The sequence below is a fragment of the Cnuella takakiae genome (assembly GCF_001953305.1).
GTDB lineage: Bacteria > Bacteroidota > Bacteroidia > Chitinophagales > Chitinophagaceae > Flavisolibacter > Flavisolibacter takakiae.
Window position 1 is genome coordinate 21963 of the sequence record NZ_MTFE01000001.1, and the last position, 23756, is coordinate 45718.

Annotated in this window: 22 protein-coding genes and 2 pseudogenes; 17 read left to right on the forward strand and 7 right to left on the reverse strand. The window is 43.4% G+C overall.

Translation table 11 applies throughout. The features are described 5' to 3' along the window. The first annotated feature begins 94 nt into the window (after positions 1–94). From BUE76_RS00080 to BUE76_RS00090, 3 genes are all read left to right on the forward strand, one after another. The gene (locus tag BUE76_RS00080; protein ID WP_073047433.1) at positions 95–559 is read left to right on the forward strand and encodes an MgtC/SapB family protein; all 465 of its coding nucleotides are present in this window, start codon (positions 95–97) and stop codon (positions 557–559) included. Between the two features lie 331 nt (positions 560–890). Continuing rightward, positions 891–986, forward strand: coding sequence for a four-helix bundle copper-binding protein (locus BUE76_RS25005; RefSeq protein ID WP_394333526.1), 96 nt, complete (start codon positions 891–893; stop codon positions 984–986). A 276-nt stretch (positions 987–1262) separates the two neighbouring features. Then, a complete protein-coding gene (locus tag BUE76_RS00090; protein ID WP_073047440.1) occupies positions 1263–1487 on the forward strand; it encodes a hypothetical protein in 225 nt (74 codons plus the stop codon). 3 nt (positions 1488–1490) lie between these two features. On the opposite strand, the gene BUE76_RS24675 is transcribed toward BUE76_RS00090, so the two are convergent. After that, positions 1491–1736: a hypothetical protein gene (locus tag BUE76_RS24675; RefSeq protein ID WP_143157452.1), complete on the reverse strand. Its 246-nt coding sequence runs from the start codon at positions 1734–1736 to the stop codon at positions 1491–1493. A 47-nt stretch (positions 1737–1783) separates the two neighbouring features. On the opposite strand from BUE76_RS24675, the gene BUE76_RS00100 reads away from it, so the two are divergent. The 9 genes from BUE76_RS00100 to BUE76_RS00140 all read left to right on the forward strand — a co-directional run bounded on the left by BUE76_RS00100 (position 1784) and on the right by BUE76_RS00140 (position 10505). After that, positions 1784–2149 (forward strand): SpoIIAA family protein, encoded by a 366-nt coding sequence (locus BUE76_RS00100; protein ID WP_073047445.1) that lies wholly within the window; start codon positions 1784–1786, stop codon positions 2147–2149. Between the two features lie 90 nt (positions 2150–2239). Continuing rightward, on the forward strand, positions 2240–2680 hold the full coding sequence (locus BUE76_RS00105) for a hypothetical protein (protein ID WP_073047448.1): 441 nt from the start codon (positions 2240–2242) through the stop codon (positions 2678–2680). 215 nt (positions 2681–2895) lie between these two features. Continuing rightward, positions 2896–3513 carry a hypothetical protein gene (locus tag BUE76_RS00110; RefSeq protein WP_073047451.1) on the forward strand — a complete coding sequence of 206 codons (618 nt, stop codon included), beginning with the start codon at positions 2896–2898 and terminating at the stop codon, positions 3511–3513. 10 nt (positions 3514–3523) lie between these two features. Further along, entirely contained in the window at positions 3524–5521 is a 1998-nt protein-coding gene (locus BUE76_RS00115) for a heavy metal translocating P-type ATPase (protein ID WP_083596682.1), read from the forward strand. A gap of 25 nt (positions 5522–5546) precedes the next feature. Next, a complete protein-coding gene (locus tag BUE76_RS00120; protein ID WP_158069901.1) occupies positions 5547–6176 on the forward strand; it encodes a DUF305 domain-containing protein in 630 nt (209 codons plus the stop codon). A gap of 469 nt (positions 6177–6645) precedes the next feature. Beyond that, a complete protein-coding gene (locus tag BUE76_RS00125; RefSeq protein WP_073047457.1) occupies positions 6646–7533 on the forward strand; it encodes a cation diffusion facilitator family transporter in 888 nt (295 codons plus the stop codon). A gap of 116 nt (positions 7534–7649) precedes the next feature. Beyond that, positions 7650–8375 (forward strand): SDR family NAD(P)-dependent oxidoreductase, encoded by a 726-nt coding sequence (locus tag BUE76_RS00130; RefSeq protein ID WP_073047460.1) that lies wholly within the window; start codon positions 7650–7652, stop codon positions 8373–8375. An 84-nt stretch (positions 8376–8459) separates the two neighbouring features. Continuing rightward, positions 8460–9662: a family 1 glycosylhydrolase gene (locus BUE76_RS00135; RefSeq protein WP_073047463.1), complete on the forward strand. Its 1203-nt coding sequence runs from the start codon at positions 8460–8462 to the stop codon at positions 9660–9662. Positions 9663–9785: 123 nt separating this feature from the next. Beyond that, on the forward strand, positions 9786–10505 hold the full coding sequence (locus BUE76_RS00140) for a ZIP family metal transporter (protein ID WP_073047467.1): 720 nt from the start codon (positions 9786–9788) through the stop codon (positions 10503–10505). Positions 10506–10732: 227 nt separating this feature from the next. Here the strand turns inward: BUE76_RS00140 and BUE76_RS00145 are convergent, their stop codons facing one another. Next, positions 10733–11422: a DUF1345 domain-containing protein gene (locus tag BUE76_RS00145; RefSeq protein ID WP_073047470.1), complete on the reverse strand. Its 690-nt coding sequence runs from the start codon at positions 11420–11422 to the stop codon at positions 10733–10735. Between the two features lie 114 nt (positions 11423–11536). After that, positions 11537–11815, reverse strand: a complete 279-nt coding sequence (locus BUE76_RS00150; RefSeq protein ID WP_073047473.1) for a hypothetical protein — start codon at positions 11813–11815, stop codon at positions 11537–11539. 626 nt (positions 11816–12441) lie between these two features. Here BUE76_RS00150 and BUE76_RS24380 point away from each other — a divergent pair. Next, a complete protein-coding gene (locus BUE76_RS24380) occupies positions 12442–12579 on the forward strand; it encodes a hypothetical protein (RefSeq protein WP_158069902.1) in 138 nt (45 codons plus the stop codon). Positions 12580–12933: 354 nt separating this feature from the next. Here BUE76_RS24380 and BUE76_RS00155 read toward each other — a convergent pair. Then, a pseudogene (locus tag BUE76_RS00155) lies at positions 12934–13999 on the reverse strand (IS3 family transposase). Positions 14000–14435: 436 nt separating this feature from the next. Next, positions 14436–14753, reverse strand: coding sequence for a DUF6660 family protein (locus tag BUE76_RS25365; RefSeq protein WP_394333524.1), 318 nt, complete (start codon positions 14751–14753; stop codon positions 14436–14438). Between the two features lie 570 nt (positions 14754–15323). Between BUE76_RS25365 and BUE76_RS25370 the strand changes: the two are divergent. After that, positions 15324–15527, forward strand: a pseudogene (locus tag BUE76_RS25370) (response regulator); the annotation flags it as partial. A 685-nt stretch (positions 15528–16212) separates the two neighbouring features. Here BUE76_RS25370 and BUE76_RS00175 read toward each other — a convergent pair. Next, the gene (locus BUE76_RS00175) at positions 16213–18399 is read right to left on the reverse strand and encodes a TonB-dependent receptor family protein (protein ID WP_073047482.1); all 2187 of its coding nucleotides are present in this window, start codon (positions 18397–18399) and stop codon (positions 16213–16215) included. Between the two features lie 284 nt (positions 18400–18683). Next, positions 18684–19088, reverse strand: a complete 405-nt coding sequence (locus BUE76_RS24095) for a hypothetical protein (RefSeq protein WP_143157454.1) — start codon at positions 19086–19088, stop codon at positions 18684–18686. A 625-nt stretch (positions 19089–19713) separates the two neighbouring features. On the opposite strand from BUE76_RS24095, the gene BUE76_RS00185 reads away from it, so the two are divergent. The 3 genes from BUE76_RS00185 (at position 19714) to BUE76_RS00195 (ending at position 23523) form a co-directional block, all read left to right on the forward strand. Continuing rightward, on the forward strand, positions 19714–20835 hold the full coding sequence (locus tag BUE76_RS00185) for a replication initiation protein (protein WP_073047488.1): 1122 nt from the start codon (positions 19714–19716) through the stop codon (positions 20833–20835). Positions 20836–22218: 1383 nt separating this feature from the next. Continuing rightward, positions 22219–23154, forward strand: a complete 936-nt coding sequence (locus tag BUE76_RS00190) for an ArdC family protein (RefSeq protein WP_073047490.1) — start codon at positions 22219–22221, stop codon at positions 23152–23154. Between the two features lie 57 nt (positions 23155–23211). After that, on the forward strand, positions 23212–23523 hold the full coding sequence (locus BUE76_RS00195; RefSeq protein ID WP_073047493.1) for a DUF3846 domain-containing protein: 312 nt from the start codon (positions 23212–23214) through the stop codon (positions 23521–23523). The last annotated feature ends 233 nt before the right edge of the window (positions 23524–23756 follow it).

The window sequence follows — 23756 nt, forward strand, 5'->3', positions numbered from 1 at the left end:
GGATGAACTTTTTCAAAAGCACATAGCAAGTTTTTGCAAACGCATGAAAAGGTGTGAAAGCCTCAAAGGTGCATACCGCTGAGTACATAACTGTATGGAAGTACAATTTGAATTAGTCATGGTTTTAAAGTTGATTGTTGCGTTTGCATTCGGCGCCTTCATCGGCTACGACCGGGAAAAGAAAGATGCAGATGCCGGCATCCGCACCTACGCAGCCGTTTGTTTTGGCTCCACGCTGTTCACGGCGGTAGCCCACGAGTTTCAAGACATTGGATCCGCATCCCGGATCATTGCAAACATCGTGGTCGGCATAGGCTTTGTAGGTGCCGGTGTTATTTACCGGAACAATACCTCGGCCAACGCGCAGGGGTTAACCACGCTCGCCACGGTCTGGTGCACCGCCGCAGTAGGGGTAGCGGTAGGGGTGGATATGTTTATCCTAGCCGCTGTGGCGACGTTTTTATTATACTTCCTATTGTCTTTGGACCGGCAGGCCTGGTACACCCGGTGGAAAAACAAGATAAAAAGGAAAGGCGAAAAACAGGAACGCACCATATAAAGCAAAGTGGGGGGAAATAAAATTCTTCATTTATTCACTTATAAAAACAAAAACAATGGAACATCAACAGCCCGGACATCACCATTCAGGACACAAACACGAAAGCTTAATCCAAACCTTGTTAGACTGTGCCAGGGCTTGTGAAGCGTGCGCTGCTGCCTGCCTTGACGAAAAGGACGTAACCGCAATGGCACACTGTATAGAATTGGACAGGGATTGTGCGGAAATCTGCTTTTTGGGAGCCAAGCTGCTGCTAAGGGACAGTGAAGTTTCGCACAAATTTTTAGTCGTATGTGAAGAAGCCTGCAGGCTTTGTGCTGCCGAATGCAGTATGCATGATCATGACCATTGCAAACGCTGTGCAGAAGCGTGCCGGAGATGCGAACAGGCCTGCCATGAACATCATGGGCAACAACAAATGGCTTAATCCTTAAAGTATGTACTTTCCTGAAGCGTAAGTACATACTTTATTTCCGGTTTGCTGGTTGGTTAACATGATTTTGTTGTCACAGGCATTTATTGGGCAACAAAAAAATATCGGGCAGTAGGGGATTTAAAAAAGTTACTATGGTAAGCATTTTTTTCAAAAAAGAGTTTAAAGACGGGTTGTACAATTACCTGCATGTTTCAAATTCTTCTATTGATCCGGCAGGTCCTGCGATAGAAACAGCAGGTGCAGTGTATAACATTCGGTTTCATCATTATGTCTCATTGGCTGTTTGTTAACCCCGGGTCTGAAGAATCACGTCATTCCCGGTTTTCTCTTTTTAGAGAAAAACAGGCTTCTTTAGAAAACCTGGAAGTCATAATCTGGAAGTATGAAGTGCTGGCGGATGATTATAACGGACTGGGGAAAGACAAAAATTTTGTCAACGCAGGGCACCATGAGAAAGACCCGTTTGTCCTGTTCTCCATGCCCGACCTGTAGATGCTAACCCATTTTTCGGAAGATACGTTCGGCGACAAAGTTTCCTGGTGCAGCATTTTCAGCCTGAAGGAGAACCGGTCGCAAGAACTTAAAAACTTGATGCATCCCGGCGTACCTCCTGACGTAGCAGCCTTCCTTCAAAAGGATGAATTGTTTTTCAATATTGTCTGTAGTAAGGAAACTGGATATTTTGATTCGCTGCTGATCAAATCCCCAGAAGACATTGAGCGGTCCCTTCTTTCTCTTCAAGCGATTCCTTACCCTGTTATAAGATAGAAAATCATTAAGAAAAAGTTATGATACAGATTTTACAGCAAACAGCAGGCAATTTGATCGCCATAAAAGCGACGGGAAAGTTAACCGTAGGAGCTTATGCGAAGTTGCTGCCGTTGCTTGTAGACCGTTTCCGGCAGTTTAAAACGATCAGGTGGTATTTTGAAATGGAGGATTTTAAAGGTTGGGATGCAAAGGCACTTTGGGAAGATATAAAATTTGATGTAACGCATGCAAACGGTTTTGAAAAAATAGCAATGGTGGGTGAGAAACCTTGGCAAGAAAAGGTGACGGATTTAATGAAACCCTTCACCAAGGCAGAGGTAAAATTTTTTAAGTTAACGGAAAAGGATGCAGCACTATCCTGGATAGGATTAAATGGCAGTTAAGTGAGCCGCTTCCCGACAAAAACAGCATTCCAAAACAACTCCGTATGATTATTGACAATATTACTTTTTAATCTCAAAAAGCGAAAACAGATGAAACAGCTTATTGCAATATTGATAGCCGTGTTTTCGGCTTCTCTGCTGTCTGCGCAGGATGTGATCACGCTGAGAAACGGTGAAGCCATTAATGGCAAAGTGGCGGAGGTCGGCGTCAACGAAATAAAATATTACAAGTCGTCCAATATCAGTGGACCCGTATATGTAACCGGCAAAGCGGAGGTGTCACACATTGTTTATGCAAACGGTTCAAAGGATGTATTTTCTGATGCACAGCCATCCACGCAGCAATCAGCTGTTGCCCCGTCCGGAAACATCGTTTCCGCCCCGCAAACATACCGGGCAAGAAAGCCGGTACGCCGGTACCGTCCGTACCTTGCTTATCAGGTTATTGTTCCCCATATAGATTTGGGACATCATGTGGATATTGGACACCATGAAAATTATAGCAGCCATCACGGCGGCAGGCATCATTAGAAAGGCAAATTTGCCATTGCATTATTGCCTGCATGAACACACGTTGCGGCATGACTTTTCTTTATAAACTTTTTTCAAAACCCCAAATAAAAACAAAAAACATGAACAGACTAAATTGCTGGAAATGCGTGGTGCTGCTCTCTGCTCTTTTTGCTTTGGCAAGCATGTAATGCAGCAAGGGTAAATAAAAACGTATTAATTACGAGCAGCATACGATGACACAAATTTTATTCGGTACTTTGATTTTAGCAATGGTTCATGCCTTGATACCCAACCACTGGCTGCCCCTGGTAGCCGTGGCAAAGGCAGAAGGCTGGACCAAAAACGACCTCGTAAAGGTTTCGTTCGTATCCGCTTTTGCCCACGTGCTCGGAACCGTTTTATTAGGCATACTGTTGGGAAATATCGGGCAGACTTTGGCGCATCGGTACGATGAGTATATACACCTAATTGCCCCCGTGTTGCTGATTCTTTTCGGCTTGATTTATTTCACCATTAACCTGCCGCATCACCATCATACAAAGAAGGAAGACATAAACGGGTATAGAAGGTCGAAACAACGTTGGATTATGATTTTTGTACTGATGATGTTTCTGTCACCCTGCCTGGAGGTGGAAAGCTTGTTTCTTTCCGCGGGTGCTTACGGAATGAATCAAGTTTTATTTATGGCAATCGTGTATGCTATAGTTAGCATATCCGGTATCGTAGCCTTAGTGCTGCTGGCATATCAGGGAATCAAATTGATGAATATGCATTTTTTTGAACACCATGAAAAACGTATTACAGGTGGCGTATTAATACTTGTAGGAATTATTAGTTTTTTCATTCATTAAATATTATAGTATGGACATAAAACATAACCCTGAAAACGATACACGGGTTGTTCAAATGAAACAACCCGTGCAGAAAAAAGCGGTCCATGATCACGACCACGATCATACGGGCGGTGACGACCATGATCACGACCATGGCAGCGAAGCAACAGCGGAAAAATCCGGATGGATGGCGCATTGGGATTTGCTACTGGCACTGCTTATTCTAGCGGTGTTGCTTGTTTTGGAGTACGGTTTTAAAATAGAGCTGCCCAAAATTGCCGCATTGGTTATAAATGGTATCGCCTATCTGCTGGCAGGACGCAAGGTGCTTGACCTTGCTTTCCGCAAGGCAAAGCGAGGCGATTTCTTCAATGAATTTGTGCTCATGAGTGTGGCCACGCTTGGCGCCTTTGCTATTGGAGAGTACGAGGAAGGGGTCGCTGTTATGGTATTTTATTGCATTGGCGAATGGTTTCAAGATGCCGCGGTGCAAAGAGCCAAGTCAAGCATAAAAGCCTTGCTGGATATACGTCCGGATGAAGTAACCGTTGTCCGGAATGGGTCCACCCAAGTACTCAACCCGTCTTCAATCCAGTTAGGTGAGATCATACAAATTAAGCCGGGCGAAAAAGTAGCGCTGGATGGCGAATTGATTTCTGAGAATGCGTCTTTTAATACCGCTGCCCTTACCGGAGAAAGCAAGCCAGATACAAAATATAAAGGGGAGGCTGTCCTGGCTGGTATGATCAACCTGAACACCGTATCGGAAGTGAAGGTGAATGCGCTGTTCAAAGATAGCAAGCTAAGCCGCATATTGGAGATGGTGCAGGATGCGACCGCCCGCAAATCGCAAACGCAGTTATTCATATCCCGGTTTGCCAAAGTGTATACGCCTATCGTTTTCTTCTTGGCGTTAGCAGTTTGTTTGGTTCCCTATTTCTTTGTAGAAAACTATGATTTTTATACCTGGTTTTACCGGGCCTTAGTGTTCCTGGTGATCAGCTGCCCTTGCGCTCTGGTGGTTTCTATTCCACTCGGCTATTTTGGTGGCATCGGACTCGCATCACGCAACGGCATCTTATTCAAAGGAGGTAATTTCCTGGATGTGATGACCAAAGTGAATGCCGTAGTGATGGATAAAACCGGCACCTTGACGAAAGGGGTCTTCAAAGTGCAGCAAATCGTTCCTGATGGAATCGATGCAAAGGAGTTGGTACGGCTTACAGCAGCCTTGGAACGCAATTCTACTCACCCGGTAGGGAAAGCTATAGTGGAACATGCCGGTGACCATCCCACCAATGCAACGGATGTAGAAGAAATAGCCGGTCATGGATTGAAAGGCAGGATTGAAAGCAAAGAAGTGCTGGCAGGCAATTTAAAGCTGATGAAAAAGTTTTCCATCGCTTATCCCACTGAAATCGAAGAGGTGGTTGATACCATTGTTGTCGTAGCAGTTAATGGTAAATACGCAGGGTACATTACCATTGCCGATGAAATAAAAGAAGATGCTGTTTCTGCTGTTAAGGCCATGCATGATCTGAATATTAAGACCGTCATGCTGAGCGGCGATAAGCAAACCGTAGTAAATCAGGTGGCAAAACAAATAGGGATCGATGAAGCGTATGGCGATCTGTTACCTGAAGGAAAAGTAGAGAAGGTACAGAAATTAAAGAATGAAGGCAGGCGCATTGCTTTTGTCGGCGATGGCGTGAATGACGCCCCGGTAGTGGCCTTGGCAGATGCCGGTATCGCGATGGGCGGCTTGGGCAGCGATGCCACCATTGAAACAGCCGACGTAGTAATTCAAAACGACCAGCCTTCCAAGATCGTGTCAGCGATAAAAATCGGCAAAGTTACCCGGAGTATTGTTTGGCAAAATATTACTATGGCAATGGTCGTGAAAGTGATCGTACTGATCTTGGGGGCTGGCGGCGTGGCGACGTTATGGGAAGCCGTTATTGCAGATGTTGGTGTGGCGTTGCTTGCCATACTGAATGCAGTACGCATACAAAAAATGAATGTATAGTTTCTGTTTTTCATCATATAAAGTCATGGTGGCGTATTTTTTCAGGTGGGTGCTCGCAGTCATGGTTATATCATGTAACGGAACTTCCCACAAACCAATCCAGAATGATAAAATACCCTATGAAGACAAAACTGCCATTGTTACGGATAGCTTGCCGGCGGTAATGCAGCATATGATAGAGCGGAACGAGCGGAAGCCGTTATCCGGAGACAACGACCGCGATTTTGCATTCATGATGATCGAACATCACGATGCAGTTATAGATATTGCAAAACTTCAAATAGAGAATGGGGACAACAAAAGGCTTAAAATATTTTCACGTAAAGTGATAGAAGACCAGGTAAGCGAAATAGAAAAGCTGACGCGATTCATAGAAAATGAACCTGCCAAAAGATCCTCGTCTGCAAAGGAATTTCAAAATGCCATCCGAGAAGCCGGAAATGTAGTGTTGCAGGATAAAATAGTGCAAGGCGCCAATGTAGATACGCTAGTTGCTCAATTCATGCTTCAACTAAATGTTGAAGCAGAGCAGCTTGCTCATGCAGAGCTAAAATATGGATCGCACCAAACCCTTAAGATACTGGCAAGAAATATCATTGGCAGGCAGGCCGAAGGGACGAGGTGGTTAAAAACATGGCTTATTAAAAATGAATAAGCAGTTATAGAAAGCAATCATTCTTTTACCAGCTATCGGAACAGCAAACAATAGCAGGACTTATATTATATACCGTTATCATTCCATTCCTGTTCATAATAGCTGGTTGCCGTGTCACGAAACTTGCTAAGGAAAACAGTATAACCGATGGAACGTACAGGATTAGATTATCTGATAATAAGATCAATAGGGTTATTGTAAAAATTTAACTGAAGTTATCATAATCCATAGATTGAAAAAACCGGTGAAGCCTATGGACATGAAACATCACAACAAGGAGTGTTGTTATGTCCAACACACTTGCTGGAAAGAACTATTATCTCCGCGAACGATGTTTTGAGATTGCTTTTGTTACCCTTGCAGCAAAATGCCGGTTCAGTATAAGTGATTTCCTCTATGAAGCAAACAGGAATGCGCAAGTAATCAATTTTTATGCGTTGAGATCATTTTTTTAAAAGTGTAATTAACTATGTCCGGAAATAATGCATCAGCAGGGTATCAGAATAAGAAACAATTAAGAACTGTTTTATTGTTGACCGGCTCGTACCTCGTTGCCGAAGTTATCGGTGGCATTGTAACCGGCAGCCTGGCCTTATTGGCCGATGCGGCGCACATGCTTACTGATGTAGGCGGGCTGGCGCTGGCGCTTTTTGCCATCAACATGACGCAACGGGCCGCTTCGGCTACACGCACTTATGGGTATTACCGGGCAGAGATCCTGGCAGCACTTACCAATGCTGTTGTTTTGATCGGCATCTCTCTTTATATTTTATATGAGGCTTACGGGCGATTCAAGAATCCGCCCGAGGTATCGAGCACGACTATGCTCATTGTGGCATCGATCGGGCTTGGTATAAACATCATCGGCATGCTCATTTTAAAAAAAGGCTCACAGGAAAGCCTGAACATGAAAGGGGCGTACTTTGAAGTGCTGTCCGATATGCTCACGTCCATAGGTGTCATTATTGCCGCTGTTATTATGCTAACCACCGGCTGGTATTATGCCGATCCCATAATTTCAGCTGGTATTGGTCTTTTTATTTTACCGCGCACCTGGGTTTTACTGAAAGACGCGGTGGGCGTGCTGCTGGAAGGAACGCCTGCTGATGTAAATGTAGAAGAAATTCGAAAAGCGATGCTGGCCGTTGCCGGCGTGAAAGCCGTGCACGACTTGCATGTATGGGCGCTCACTTCCGGTTACAATGCACTCAGTGCGCATGTAGTGATAGAGGCCGGATTGCCTTATAATGATCTGCTGGCGCTAATCAACAATGCCGCAACCGCCAACTTTAAAATAAACCATACCACCATTCAACTGGAAACGGAAAAGTACAGTGAGAACGAAACACACTTGTAAGGTGCCGCAAACAATTTTTTCATTTGCTTATGGTGGGGCAATTTATATGAACCTAGAATGTAAAGGAAGCCGTGGGCAATTAAACGCATCTGGTTATAAAATCTTATACAACGACTATGAGGTTTCAAAATAAGGTATGTATTGTAACGGGCGGCGCCTCCGGTATCGGCAAAGCCATTTGCCAGCAAATGGCTGCCGAAGGGGGCAAAGTAGTGATTATAGATATTTCGGACAGCGGCCAGCAAGCTGCTAATGAAATTGACCCAACGGGTAACGAAGCCCTTTTTATCAAAACCGATATTTCCATTTATCAACAGGTAGAAGATGCCGTGAAAAAAACAGTGGACAAGTGGGGCAGGGTGGATGTGCTGGTAAACAATGCTGCTATCATGACCTTTAAGCCCATTCTTGAATTGTCGGAAGGCGAGTGGGACAAAGTGATGGCAGTGAATATGAAATCGGTTTTCATGTTTTGCAAATTATGCCTGCCCTACATGAACGGCGCTGCCATCGTTAATATCAGTTCCGTACACTACCACGAAACCACCGCTAACGTCATTCCGTATGCTTCCAGCAAAGGCGCCATGGAAGCATTTACCCGCGGCATGAGTATTGAATACAGCAGCGATAAAGTGCGCATCAACTGTGTGGCGCCGGGTGCGGTAGATACGCCCATGCTTTGGAGTAATCCTAACGTGGCCAGCGGCGTGGAAAAAATAACTGGAAAGATTGGCAAGCCGGAAGATATTGCGGCGGCTGTTTGTTTTATAGCATCAGCCGAAGCAACTTATATCAACGGCGCATCCCTGCACGTGGACGGCGGGCGGCTGAATATTTTATAGCTGCATGGGCTTTTGAAAAGCTGTGCGTTAATGAAAATGTTACAAAAAGCCCTTGAAAAATTTTATCAGTAATAAAAGGTGAGAATGGAAAATAAGTTCATGTTTGCCACCGGTATTGAAAACAGCTATCCTACCATTCAACTGCCGGACGGTACCACAAAGCGGGTAGACGAAATGGAAAAAACCGGGCATTACCAGCGCTGGAAAGAAGACTTTAACCTGGTAAAGGAAATGGGAATTGAATTTCTGCGTTACGGCCCGCCTTATTACAACGTGCACACCGGACCCGGCCGGTACGACTGGAGCTTTACGGATGAAACCTTTAAATATCTTCAGGAACTGAACATCACGCCCATCGTTGATCTCTGCCATTTCGGAGTGCCGGATTGGGTCGGCAATTTCCAGAATGAAGAATGGCCGGTACACTTTGCGCAATATGCAAAAGACTTTGCCAAGCGGTTTCCTTATTTGCAGTTTTACACGCCGGTGAACGAGATTTTTATTGCCGCGACGTTTTCGGCGCAATACGGCTGGTGGAACGAATGCCTCGCCAGCGACAAGGCTTTTGTAACCGCTCTGAAGAACATCTGTAAAGCGAATATACTGGCCATGAATGCAATACTGGAAGTGCAGCCTCAGGCAACATTTATACAAAGCGAATCATCGGAATATTTTCACGCCGCTGAACCGCACTGCCTGCCCAGAGCGCAATTTTTAAACGAAAAACGATTTCTTTCCCTTGATTTGACGTACGGCTACCCGGTAAGCGTGATTATGTATGAATACCTGATGGAGAACGGCATGACGAAGGAAGAATACCAATGGTTTCGCCAGCAGGACATAACCGCAAAGTGCATTATGGGCAACGATTATTACTGGACCAATGAGCACATGGTACACGACGATGGCACCACTTCGGCCGCAGGTGAAATATTTGGTTATTATGTCATCTCCCGCCAGTACTTCAGCCGCTACCGGATACCTATGATGCACACGGAAACAAATATGAAAGAACCGGATGCGGTAAACTGGCTGAAAAAAGAATGGGCAAATGCTTACCGGCTGAAGCAGGACGGCGTGCCGATGGTTGGCTTTACCTGGTACAGCCTGATTGACCAGGTCGATTGGGATACCGCTTTGCGGGAAGACAATGGCAGGATTAACCCACTCGGGCTGTATGATATGGATCGCAAGATACGGCCAGTGGGAACGGAATATAAAAAACTGATCTCCTTATGGAATAGTCTGCTTGCAAAAGAAAGCTACGGCGTTCATATGAACTATTAACCAAAAGAGGCTAAACTAATTATGTTTCTGACCGGCAGCCCCCTTATGCAAATGGATATATAAATACAGACATGGGATGTTGAAAAAGTTTTGAAATTCGTAGAAGATGTATAAAAATAAAAGATGGTCTTAAAAATACTGCTGTTCTCACTGCTGCCCGCTATTGTTTTAATCAGTACTGGAATGATTGCCGCCTACAAATCGCCAAGCGAAAATCTTCGGGGTGCTATTCTTCATTTTGCTGCAGGCGTGGTGTTTTCCATCGTCGCAGTGGAGCTGCTGCCCGGCATTATAGAAAAGCATTTGCCGCTGGAAGTATTGCTTGGTTTTGGATCGGGTATCGGGCTCATGTTCCTGATCGAAAAGCTGACCAAGCAAAACCTGTCTGTTAAAGGCACGTTAGAAGGCGAAGCTGCAAGAGGTTTCCTGATCACCATGGGTGTTGATATTGTCATTGACGGATTGTTGTTGGGCATTGGCTTTGCAGCCGGCGAAGAACAGGGCATTTTACTGGCGGTAGCACTTACGATTGAAATAATGGCCTTAGCATTGGCGCTGGCGGCACAACTAACTGCGGATGGCTACACAAAGCAGCGGATAACAAAATTGCTGTTGCTGTTCGGCGGGCTTTTTTTGGTAGTGGCCATTGCCGGAGCCACTTTGTTCGGTAATCTGTCTGATGAACTGCTTGAGACCTTACTGTCTTTCGGTCTGGCGGCACTGCTGTATCTTGTCACTGAGGAGTTGCTGGTGGAAGCCCACGAACTAAAAGAGAAATCCTATATGACCCTTAGCTTTTTTGTGGGCTTTATCCTGTTTGTTATTATAGGGATGTATGTATAAGGATTTGGAAAATTTTATACATGCAAAAGCAGGTGATTTATTTTTAACGTCATAAGACAGCAAAGCATAAGCAGATGCAATCCAGGAAATGTATGCCCGCACCGGACTTGTAACTTTGGTTGGCTTGCCCCTTGACTTAAAGAACCCTATTCAAGACCACTTCTTTATTTGATGATAGCATTTAGCAGTAGGTTTAATTTATTGCGATTTAAAAATTAAGGTTCCCGTTACCTGTTTATACCTGCAATAATATTTATAAAAAGGGCTATGATGCTTGTGTTGTATATAAAAGATAGAATGCCATGCAGCAGGACCAGTCTTCTTATAGTGCGCGACACCACTCGTATGTCAGATACCTGGAACGTCATCCCGATTACAAAGGAAAAATAGGCAAAATCCAGGTAGTCCGGCTCCCTCATTTCCCCAAAGTCCAGCCCACCGGCATCAACGACGGGCTTGCTTTTATTTTCACTATAAAACATATGGGCATACCGAAGCGTGAATATGGTATGCAACAGGAACCAGGATAAAACGACACCAACGATGGAAACAGGCACGTGCATGTCTTTTTGTATCATTGCTTCATTTTGTTGATTGATTAAAATGAAAACACTAAGCAAACTGAGAAGAACGGAGGCTAGTACGATAATAAAGATGGTTACCTTGCTTTCGTCTTGTTGCTTAGCCTCCTTGCGAATGTTTATGCATTCGGTGTGAAAAAAGGTTAACCAGCTTACTGCCAGCATGCTCAGACTAAAAACATCCCAGGTAAACATGATACGGGTTAAAATTTCAATACCCCAAAGCGATACAAGCACATAACAAAGGGCTGCCAGCCCGAGGCATATAAATAAGCTTGTTACAGCCCTTAGCTTGCTGACAAAATGCACAAGAGAATTATGCCGGTTTTTTGACACGATAATTTAATTGCGGGTTTAAGGCAGCTCCGCCAGGCGGCAAATGGAATGCTACTTTGGCTTAGTTTATAAAAAAGCCCTGTCTTACGCAGGCAGGGTTTTGGTAGGTAAATTTTAAAGCGATTGCGATTGGCTTCCCGAGTGATGCTCTTTTTCCTGGTGATGCTCGGGGTGGTCGTGGTGTTCTTGCTCTTTGTGCTGCTCCGGCTGGTTGGGGTCAAATCCTGCGTGATGCTCTTTATGTGGGTGGTGTTCCTCTTCTTGGTGATGCTCGGCATGCTGATGCTGTTCGGTGCCGCTGGTGCCACCTTGTGTGCCGCCCATGCCCTGATTGCCTGTACGCTGGTTCTGGTCTGATGAAGAACTGCCCTGGTTTTGATTGTTTGTTTCCATAAAAATTAATTTAAGGATAAATCTGAAAAAATTATGCCATGCGAACCTGTTTTAAAAACACCATGATAGATGTCCTGCAAACAGGGTTGCACTTATTGGTGTTGCCGTTGTGTCAGCACCTGTTTAGATATAACAGACAGCGATAATAAAAACTGCCAAAAAACCAGTCAAATGCTTTAATGGTAAGGATTTTCGGCTTTTATTGTTATAGTACCGCTATAAAGAAAATGTTTAAAATAACTGTATGTTTTTTGTAGTTATAGGAAGCATAAAACAATTAAATCAAGATATATGAAACTGCTATTGGTTCTTTTGCTACTGGTTGGTGTTGCAACGGGCATCTGCCCAGCATCACGGCGCTGTCCGCAGTCACGTTCCGGTGCGTTCACATGTAGGCGTTGGCTTGGGCATTGGCAGCTATGCGCCGTTCGGATACTATAACCGTGGTTTTGGATACAATTCTTATTTCGGGAATCCGTATGGTTCATATAACAGGTACCGGCCGTCCAAGTTAGATCTTCAGGTTCAAGACCTACCTAACGAATACAAAGACCGCCGGTGGTCGGTGCGGCAGGATAGAAGCTTAAGCCGCCAGCAACGGAAAGGATGGGTACGTAACCTGAAGTATGAAGAAGAAAAAGCGATACAGGAGGCAAGAAGCTCGTACTATAAAAACAGCGAACAAAGCCGCTACTAACCCTCTTAATGATATTGATTTGGTTGAAAACCCTGCCTGGCGGCAGGTTTTTTTTACAGGCTTTTAAAAAAATTGTTGGAACCTTCTCGATGCTGTTAAAAATTTTTTGAATTTTTTTTCGTTTTATCTGAATTCAATACAAGGATGTTCGCCAGATGTAACGCTTATTATAACTATTACAGGACACCTGTTGTCTGGTATAAAAAAATCAAGGCATAGAGATTTGAAAAAGTTTGTGTCCACACGTTTTTTAATAAGCATAGCGATCAAAACAACAGACTTCCGGAAAGCTCCGTGAATCATGCCAAAGCCTGAACTACCTAAATCATCAATGTTCACTTCTTGTAAGCTCATCTAATTTTAGGTCCACGAGGGTGTAGCGTTCTCCAAGAGTTTTTTTTGTGATCAAAAGGGAAACGGATTAAAGGTAGTCCAGCGGCGGTACAAAGCCAAGCGCCTGGTGTGGTCTGGAGTTGTTGCAATCCCTTTGCCATGCTTCGGCCATTGCTCTCACTTCGGCAAGCGAGAAGAACAGATAAGCATCCAAGAGTTCTTTTCTAAGCGAACCGTTGTTTCGTTCCACAAATGCATTCTGCATTGGCTTTCTTCGCTAGATAAACTTGAGTTCAATGCTCTTTTCCGTGCACCAGGTTTGTAAGCGGTCGCTGATAAATTCCGGTCCGTTATCGACTCTGATTTGCTTTGGTGATTGCCTTGTTTCAACAAGTCGTTCTAGTACTCTGATGACTCTTTGAGATGGCAGCGAAGTGTTAATCTCAATGGACAAAGATTCACGGTTGTAGTCATCAATGATGTTTAATAACCTGAAGCGCCTTCCATCCACTAAGCTGTCGCAAACAAAGTCCATACTCCACAACTGATTTAATCCTTCCGGCAAACACAAAGATTCTTTGACGCGCTGGGGCCGCCTTCTTTTGCTCGGTGCCTCACGTTGAGTTGAAGCATCTTATACACCTGGTACAACCGTTTGTGGTTGCAACCAAGCCCTTGCCTTCGCAAGCGATAATAGCACTTCCAAAAGCCGATCGAAACATGCTTTGCCACCAGTTCGTGCAATGCGTTTATCAAAGAGCTGTCGTCCTTTTGCTTTTTGTGATACACAATGAGCGAACGGGAGATATGAACGATTTTGCAGGCTTGGCGAACACTGATCTTTTCTTTGACTAACAATCCTACCGCCTCGCGTTTGTCGCCCCGGGCCTCCGTACTATCTTTCAACAACGGTTTTGATTGCGTCGTTCTCGAGTGTGAGATTAGCGACAATGCGCTTCAGTTTTGTGTTCTCCTCTTCAGAGTCTTCGAGAGGCATTACTTTGCTTGTTTGTAAACCACCGTAACTTTTTTCAGTTGTAAAAAGTAGCATCAGAGATGCCGTGTTCTCGACAGATTTCTTTCACCAGAGGTCCGGCCTCCTATTGGTTGACGATGATAACAATCTGTGCCTCGGTGAAGTTTTTCTTTTTCATATTTCTTCTATTTGAGTTAGAGCTATTCCTCTACACTTCAATGGTCGAAGACAGGGGAGCCTTACATAATGTCAGGTACAGCATCAATAGGGAGTTTAGAAAGGGAGTATCCGCCCCAAACGATCAACCCTAATATAAATATGCCAACTACTAGCTTGTTTTTTATTGAGAATACGATGATCTTGTTCAACATGCCTGCTTTATTTAACTACCATATTGTAGTATCTCAGAAATGCTCCGATCAAACCGAGTATCGCCATCAATGCCAAAAAGATTACGAAAACGACTAATGAGTTGTTTGACTTTTTGTCAAATAGCCATTCCTTGTTGGTATACTGTGGGTATTTCCTTCGGTTTGGCCTAAGCCTAGACTTTGCCATAAAGGTGTTTAATGAATAGAAAAGAGGGGTGCTGTAATAGCACTAAAAAAGAGGTGCTAAACTAATTGTGGTGGCTGCCAGATAGGTAATGGAATGCCTATTTGTTTCGAAGAAGTAGGCGGAGGAAAAAGTAGACTGATATGTTTGGTGCTAAAATCGTAAGCTAGCAATGGATGAGCTATAGAAAATCCAGGACAGCAGGAACATTGGCAGAATGGTGAACAGCTATCTTCATCCCCACTCTCTGGGCTTTTCATTTTCTTAACAAGCTCATGTTTAACATCTTTGATTCCGGATGACATCCCTTGGTCAGCACATGGCAAGCAGCTAAGTACCAGTACTAAAAATGCCATTATGAACCCTAAGATTTTCATCGCTGCAAATGTAAAGAGTATTGTAGATACGTCAGACCTTAGTGCACTATTTTGGTAAAAGCTAAAGTAGTATCACCATGGAAAAGACTAAGGAAGTTCAGGCTTACCTGAAGCATCAGAAAAGTAAATCCAACACGCATATGACCTGCTGGCACAGGGTTTTTTCTTCAAGCCCAGCAACTTCGAAGCTTTATACAACACCCTGAAAGTAATGGTAGATTGTTGGCAGGCAAGTCAGCATCCAAAGAGCCACAAGTAAAATCAATTTCCGTTAAAAAGTTTACTATGAGCAAGATCAGCTGAACTTTCATGTTTTAATCCTTGTGTTGATCCCGAACTGAAAACCGCGGCAGCAGGTGCTGTAATAACCCCAAAAATCATCTTTCAACCATTATGCCTCAGTCAGCTCTATTAAGCCGAAAATTCCTGTTGGTGGGCGACGACTCTGATGACCTTGATCTACTTGCGGAAGCCCTAAAAGAAAATGGCATAAAGCACGAGTTTGTAGTTGTCCGAAATGGCAAGGAGACTATTGAATAACTCGCGCAGCTTCCGGCGCGAGCCGAAGATCCCTGCTTGATCGTCCTAGACTTAAACATGCCGGTGATGAATGGGCGAGAGGCTCTGTCTAAGCTCCGTAGTATTCCCCGGTATTCGGATACGCCTGTTGTGGTCTTTGCCACATCAAGTAGCCCCAGTGATCGCGACTTTGTCACTGCACTTGGCGCCCAGTTCATCACTAAACCACTAGGCTACCCTGAATATAAAAAGTAGTGAGACGGTTCCATACACTGTGCGTTGAGAATTGCAAGGTGTACAATAAACTGCCGTGCCAAGCACCCTAACCTTTCACTTGCCATTACTACGTATCCTTAGTGAAGGCTTATCAAGGCTAGAGTCAGGGGTTATTCGTTAAGTAGCTTCTTTGTTGCCAACCTTATACTTAGCAAAAGAAGGGCTATAACGACCAATGACATAGGGTAAATGATAAGGAGCCTATGGGTGAGACTATGTAGATATCCCTGCTTCTTCACTAAAAAGTTAAGCGTATTCTCATAAACATTTAAATATTTAATATAGGTTCTTGATAACTCCTTCGCTTTTTTGAACTCTACAAGAGCCGCTATACCCGCATCAAAAAAGGCCGCATGGAAATGCAGCCTCGTATAAAATCCAATATCCTAGGAAAAACCATAGTAAAGTTAGCTCTTCTATTCTTGGACGCTACCTACAAGCGGTTTTTGCCCTTAGAATGAGAAAACTAAGATGCCTATTTTCTTCATGTGCGGTTAGCTGAATACATGGGATATAAACTTTTCGGTGGTTAGTTTAATCTATGCCATAGTTGTGATCACTAATCGGCAAGATTTACAATAAGCTCACATAAAGCAAAAATCACATCACATCTCAGATGTGTTGATAACATGGTTACATTTTGGTGGTACTCCTGGATGCCTACCTATTTTAAATCTAAACCAATGGTCACATAAGCATTTCTGCCATCGCTTGGCCAGATACCTGCACCCGGATACATAGTGGGTCGCTTGGTAAAATATTGCTTATCTAAAAGGTTATTGACACCAGCACGAACGCTCAGAAAGGTGTTGGTTTTCAGCGATACGTTTACATCCCAGATTGAATAGGAAGGTACCAGCCCTTTTGCTCCATTTGGTGCTGGAGCTTTTGTATTTAGTGCATCAGAATACGAATGGGCGGTATAGTTGTAAAGAACAGTAATACTTAAGCCTTTGTACAACAGGTCCAACCCATTGCGACTGATCCAATCTGGAACGGCTTCTACCTTGTTTCCTACTACGGACTTGTTTTCCGATCCTGTGGAGAGAACCCCCGAAACGTACATGGCATTCATGTAGGAGGTGGAAGTAAATAATCCAGCGTACAGGTGTCCTGCCACCCGAAACTTGTATTGAACAAAGGCTTCCACACCGTTTGTGCGGCTGTCGCCGATGTTTGTTCTGAAGGTATACGTTTGCCCTGTGTTATCCTGAAATACTAATGTCCCCATCCGATTCTTGTACAAAACGCTGAACAAGCTCACGTCGTATTGCAGGTGCCCAAGCCTTCCCCTTACACCTGCCTCCGCATTGTATCCCGATGCATCCTTGAGGTTTTTATCCACCTGCTCGTAGGTTGTAGATGGAATGATGTCTTTAAAGAGCACAGGTCGGTATGCCTGCGATATGCCGCCGTAAAAAGCATTTTCTTTGTCAATGCTGTACTGCGTACTTACCCCAGCCAGCAGGAAGCTATGTTTGATGTCCGTGGGCAGTTCTCCAGGGTTGTAATAGCGAATACTGCCGCGCATCTTGGAAGTGCCCTTTTCAAACCTAAGCCCAGGAGAAACAACCAGCTTTGGTCCGAAATGAAAGGCATTCTCAGCAAAGAGTGCGATGTTGCCTGTTCTGAAACGAAGGTCACGGACAAACCCCGGATCAACAAGCGTAAGGTCATAATCTAATCCTGTCGTTCCTTTTCCCAGCTGGCGGCGTTGCAGATCATTGTTCATGTATAATACGCCTGTGGCCAGCTTGCTGGACACCGAACCGAAGCGGTATTCGTGCAGGAAGCGCAGTTCGAGCGTTCTGCTGTTGAAGTTGTCAATGTCTACCTGACGGTTCCTGTAGACTCCTGTTGTCCTGTTTATGGTATCAGGAACATCAGCAAAAGCATCCAGCATAACACTGCTACGGCTCCCAAACAGCCCAGAGGCAATCGCAACCAGTTTAGTTCTTTTAGCCAGCTTCCAGTCCAGGCTTAGTGAAGGAACATATATATCAGGGCTGAAGTAGTTGCGGCTACGGGTGCTGGTTGTAGGATCGACTTTGAACATGCTGTCGTTCAACGACCCTGGTATTTGGTACAGGTACCTGGAATGGCCAAATTCAGCCTTGAGGCTTGCTTTATCACTGATTCTGTACTGAAGCTGCACGAACTGCGCATCGGCATCTGACTGACTGTTTCTACGGTACCCTGTGGAATGGCGCTTGTAATAATATCCATAGTAGGAAAAACGCTTGGATGTTCCACTCACAGCATTGTAGGTGCTTACCAACCCAAAGGAACCCACTGTGCTGACACTTTCAAAGGAAAATGGCCTGGTAGAATCAGGCTTCTTTGTGGCGTAGTTGATCATGCCCCCAAACTGCGCGCCGTATTGTAGTGAGCCAGTACCCCGCACCAGTTCGATCTTCTCAAAGCTCTCCATGGGTGCACTGTAGTGACTGGCTGGGTATCCATACATATCGGAGTTGATGATCACGCCGTTTTGGCGCACATTGTATTCCCAACTGCGGTGCGGGTCCAGGCCCCGTGTAGCAATGTTCAATTGGTTGCCGCTACCATCCATATCATATACAAACACCCCTGGAACCTTTGCAAACAGTTGCCTGCCTGTTTTGATGGCTATGTTGGCGTTCGCTGCACCAAGGTTTATGACCTCGTTTTTCTTACCACCAACCAGCACCCCGTTTTGTTCCTCGCTCATGCGTTGTATATCTCTACGCATCCAGGAGCGGATGATTACTTCATCGATCTTCTTTGCGAATGTGGAGTCATCTTGCTCCTGGGCATAACAAAGGGTCGCAAAACCCATTGAGCAAACAAAAAGCAGGAACACTCTTAACATCCGGCAAAAGTAAAAAACCTTGCTGAAAGCGGTTCAGGTAAGAGAAATATGAGCTATCGCACATGACAGGAGGATGGTGCAGTTATAGGTACTGTTTTGAAACATCTGATCTTACCATCAACCTTTTTTACTATGCTTCGAACAGACTTTACTACAATCACCACCTAGAACTCAGTGGAAACATTATGTTAAACGACCGCGTTTAATATAGGGGAAAGATTTTGCCTATAATTTTTGTTATGTTAAATAGGGCTGATTGGCACCACTCCCGTTTTTACTTTTAGCTAAACAAACATCGCTGTTTGTTTAATACCCTGTGGGTTTTCAAAAATTGAAACAAAACGGAAACTTCTTGGTCGTTTGATCAGCTTAGCTTTTACTTTAGCCATTTCAAATAGAGTTCCTGTTTGATACCGAACCTCCCGGCCATAGCGGCGGCTGTACACATGCTGCCTGCGATCGTGTAAAATGTGGCACCGCTGGCAGTAAGCTGCCAAGTTTTTATCCTTATTATTGCTGCGGTTGCCATCAAGATGAATACAAGCCAAGACAATCCGCCGGCTTGTGTATGGATTGATTGCCATGTGCGGTACCCCGCAACTTTCACAAAAGCCTTTAGCCCGTTCAAAACGGATCCGGCGGCTGATCTCTTTCCAATTGGTGGGATAAAGCTTATAATTAACAGGCATCTATGGTTGAAGTAGTTGTTCAAAAATGCACATTATTCTTCATCAATCTTCACTGTTTAACTACGTGATGTATACATTTTACTGACAGGAGGCAAAGTGTTTTGGTTTTGCTTATTGGTGTATCACGGTATGCCTCTCTATGGCATAGTTTCTGAGCATTTAACCTGTTTGTAGTATAACCACTGCCATGAAAACATTTTACCTTCTTCCAGCCTTCTTTCTGCTAATTGGTGGCATATTGTACTATGTTATTGAGCAAAACAGTAAAAAACGTTTTTTAAATTCGAAGTGGTTCAACTTGATTTGTGTCAGTGCCATGTTTTTCAATGTGATGGGTTCAGTACTCTGTTTTATTGAACTATTACATGGATAGTTACTGTTACAACAATTTTTTCCCTTTCTTATTCCTTTCATGTAGGCTCCTATCCTATTTGGCACAACATCTCTAATCATGGGTCTTAAGAAAGTTAATTATGCAATTAAAAATACTTGCTGTTTTCGTTCTCAAATACTTTTAGTTTTAGTTGTAATTTTAGATGTGTTTGTGTGCTTAGCTTTAGTTGCCACATTATTAAACTTACATTTGCTGGAGTTACAATTTGCACCTCATTAAAACTGGATTAGTATGGAGCCCTCCCCTATTAAGGCTACCAAACCAAAGGCGACAAAAACCGAAATAGCCAAGGCTAAAGGAGCCGCTGGTAAAAAAAAGAAGAAAAGCGAGGTATTATTACCTGGTCAAACTTTCATTTACCAGCCAAATAGGGTTACAAATGGCCGTTTTGAGCAGTTTACCCTTACGCAGTACAAACTGCTGGCCAGCCTAATCTACCAGTTCCAAAAGGCCATACAGCTAGATATGGAAGGCAGGGACTGGCGCCAACTGGAAATGTTTTCCAATGAAGAGAACAAAGATCTGATCCGGGTAGGCATTCCCTTGCATACTATTGGTAAGCCAAACCAGTACAAAGAAATCGTTGAGCAGGCCACAGGGTTGATGAATGCTAAGACCTATCTAAAAAGCCAGTTAGGTGCAGATTATATCTCCGTAGCCAGTTTGGTTACCAAAATAGACATCCCGGTAAAAGAAAACGGTATGAGCGTGCTGTACCTGCATATGTACAAAGACGTTGCAAAGCTGCTCATTGAAATTGACAAAAAGCAATTGGATAATGGTAAGGCCCAACCAGTGAACTTTACCAGGTACCTCTATGAAGTGGCACTGTCGGCCACCAACAAGTACACTCTCAAGCTTTACATGCTGCTTTGCTCCTGGCGGCAAAAAGGTGAGTTTTTCATTCCACTTGAGCAGTTATATAAGGACTTGGGATTGGAAGAAGGAGAGTATAAGAAATTCTTTGATTTTAAACGCCGTATCCTGCTCCCTGTTCAAGCCGACCTGGAAGGTGTAGCAGATTGTTGGTTTGATTGTAATGAGCGAGGATTTGAGGTAAAGAAGGGGCGTTCTGTAATAGGCTTAAACTTCAAAGTAATTACACAAAAACGGCTACAGGACAAAAGTGAACAAGCCGACCATTGCAGGTATATACTGCGGGACCACATGAAATTCAGCCAAAAACAATTAGAAGAGCTGGAGCCCATCTTCAGAGAACAGTTTTTTATGCAGGAGATCCAGGTAAAGATTCTGGAGCTGATTGACCATGTTAGAAAGAACACACAGACGATCACAAACCCTCAGGCATACATCATAAAAAGCCTTCTAAATGCCTTTGCAAGCAAAGGATAACAATTTTAAGTTCGGTTTTTGTCGCCTGCCATATTCAAGTGCTCGGTTTTTGTCGTTATAAAAGTTCGGAAATTGTCTTAACCGGTTCGGAAACTGTCTCTGCAAAGTTCGGAGTTTGTCGCCCGCATAATTAGGAAACGCTTTGTGGGCTTTACTTTCAGAGCTCCTTATAATCACAACTTGATCTAAGAAAACACTGAGCAACAAAAAAAGAGGTTTATAGAATTGATGTTCAGAAGAGAGAAGTTGTCAGAATGGCAGGAAAATACTGTTTCGAAAGAGGTTGAAAGGAAGAAATCTCGATTATACAAGAAAAAAAACCTGGCGCCGCGCAGGAATTGTTCGGTTTTTGTCGCTCATCGTTTAAATACAAAACTTCTATAATTCGGTTTTTGTCTCTTAATATAGTCTAAAGCATTAGTTATCAGCAATATAAGCGCAATGCAAAAATGAAAAATTTATTTCGATTCCTTCATAATAAAGGGAATAAAATGGTTACTAGTTAAAGGCCCTTTATTTGTCGTTGCTTAAATACGCAAGAACGGTTAAACATGAACTTATTTAACCGCGAAAGTTGAATTATTCAGTCCAGGATGATGTCTATTCCTGCTCACTCACCTAGTTAGTGCAAGATTTCCAACATAAATACAACAAAAAAAGTTCGGTTTTTGTCGCCGAACTAATATATAGCGCTGGTTACCAATAACTAAGGGTTTTGTTATTAGTTCAAACAGTCAAAGTTTTGAAATGTCATAAAGTTCGGTTTTTGTCGCCGAACGTCGATTGTTGATTTATTCTAATTTATCAGGTAAACCAGATTATGTGATAAAACTTCACTACTGATATAGTTTTATTACAAACCCTATACCATTAATCACCTTGTAATTATTTTTATTCAAAAAGTTAGAAGGTGATTAATGTTTACAAATAAATTTTCGTTGAGCTTGTTATCACTTGAAGTTTAGCCTAGCTTTTCGTAGTGATCAAAAGGGATTAGTATAAAATGGCAGCAAAAAGAAAATTGGGCGACACATTCCGTAGACGTAACAATAAAAGTCCTCAAGTACATCTTTAAGTTTGCTGCTGGTATTTTATACTGTTTAATTGTCCTATTTCTTAATCTCCTTCAGTTAGTTGCTTCCATAATATCTGGAGTACTTAAAGCTCCTTCTACCAACTACCCAGATAACCATCCCAATAATTATTAACTGCACTAACAACGCATTGGATATTGCGTAAAATCTTATCAAGAAAAGTATATAAATGAAACCTTAAAAAGTACATTTTTGGTACTTTTTTTGATCTATTAATAAAGAAGAGGGTTGCTGGCCGGCAACCCTCCGAAGCAGAAAAAATCTAAGCGTCACACATAAACTTTTAATTATGCACAGCGAAACTACCAAATTCGGTCAGATCACCGAAGCGATCACAAAAGAAATCATTGAGGAACTTCAAAAAGGAAATGTGACCTGGAGTACGCCTTTTTCAAAAGCTATTAATTCCGGGCTGGCAAAAAACTACGTAACCGGCCGTCCATACACAGGTTTTAACCAATTCTACTTATCCTTCAAGGCTGCCACCAAAGGATACCAAACTCCACAGTATTTAACTTTCAAACAAGCTCAAGAGCTGGGTGGACATATCCGTAAAGGAGAAAAAGCTACCGTAATTATTTTTTGGAAAGTTATAGAACAAGACCGGGAAGCACAGGAAAAACAAACCCGCCTATATCCCTTTTACTACTACGTTTTTAATATTGACCAGGTAGATGGAGTAACATTCCATATTCTCACTCCTCCTCCCCCATCTGATAACCAACTCACAAATGTAGCATGTCAAAACATAGTAGCGGGATATAGTAATGGCCCTCAAATTACGAGCGCAGCTGCTACCCCCTATTATGTACCTGCTCAAGACAAGGTAAACATGCCTCCCGTAACATCATTCAAGACTGAATCGTTGTATTATTCAGTGCTTTTCCATGAGTTAATCCATTCAACTGGCCACAGTTCCAGATTAGATCGTTTCCAAAAAGGCGTAAAGCCTGCACCTTTTGGGAGCCCTGAGTACAGTAAGGAAGAATTGATAGCGGAAATCGGCGCCACTTTTCTATGTGGTTTAGCAGGCATATATCCAGATACCAGGCATCACAATGCTGGGTACATCGATAACTGGATTGATGCACTCCAGCGGGATTATACGCTCATTATCACTGCAGCCAACCATATTCTCGGTTTGAAAGAGACAAATACAGAAGAGTTAGGAACTGTAAATACCAATGTTGTTACACACAACATGATGTTCAAAGCAGCTTCCTAATGCTACAAGGGGGAGTACCCCTCCCCTACTCTTTTCCATCTCATCAAACCAAATGCAATGATTAACAGAATTAAGGCTATCAAAATAGATGCTTGGCGCCGACAAGTATACTTTATTGACTTACCACTTTCGCTGGACGGCATATATGAAGCAATTGGCTGCAGACTCTTTGACGTGGTTCATCTACCAGACATGGACCTGTTAGTAGATGATGAAGGCATAGAAGGAGCAGTAGGTTTTCATATTTCAGGAGTGCCCGTCAAAGGGAATGGATTAGTGGTGGGGTTCGACCAGCAAGGAGAAACACATACGGACACCCCTCATTCCCTTTCCTATGTCATGTCACGGGTACACTTTTTTAAATTATAAAGTATAAAAAAAGGAGCAAACGAAGTTTACCACCCCTATTCTTCTCAATCACAGTTTTGAACAATAAAGCCATTAAACTTTAAAGAACATTTGAATCATGGAACAAACAAAGTGGAACCCTGGCGACCGGGTACAAGTAGTATTGGAGACACAAGTCATTTGTCAGCTACCAAATGGCCTTATATTGGTGCGGATGGTAGGAATGCCCCTCCCCTATTCAGCATTGAAGCCAT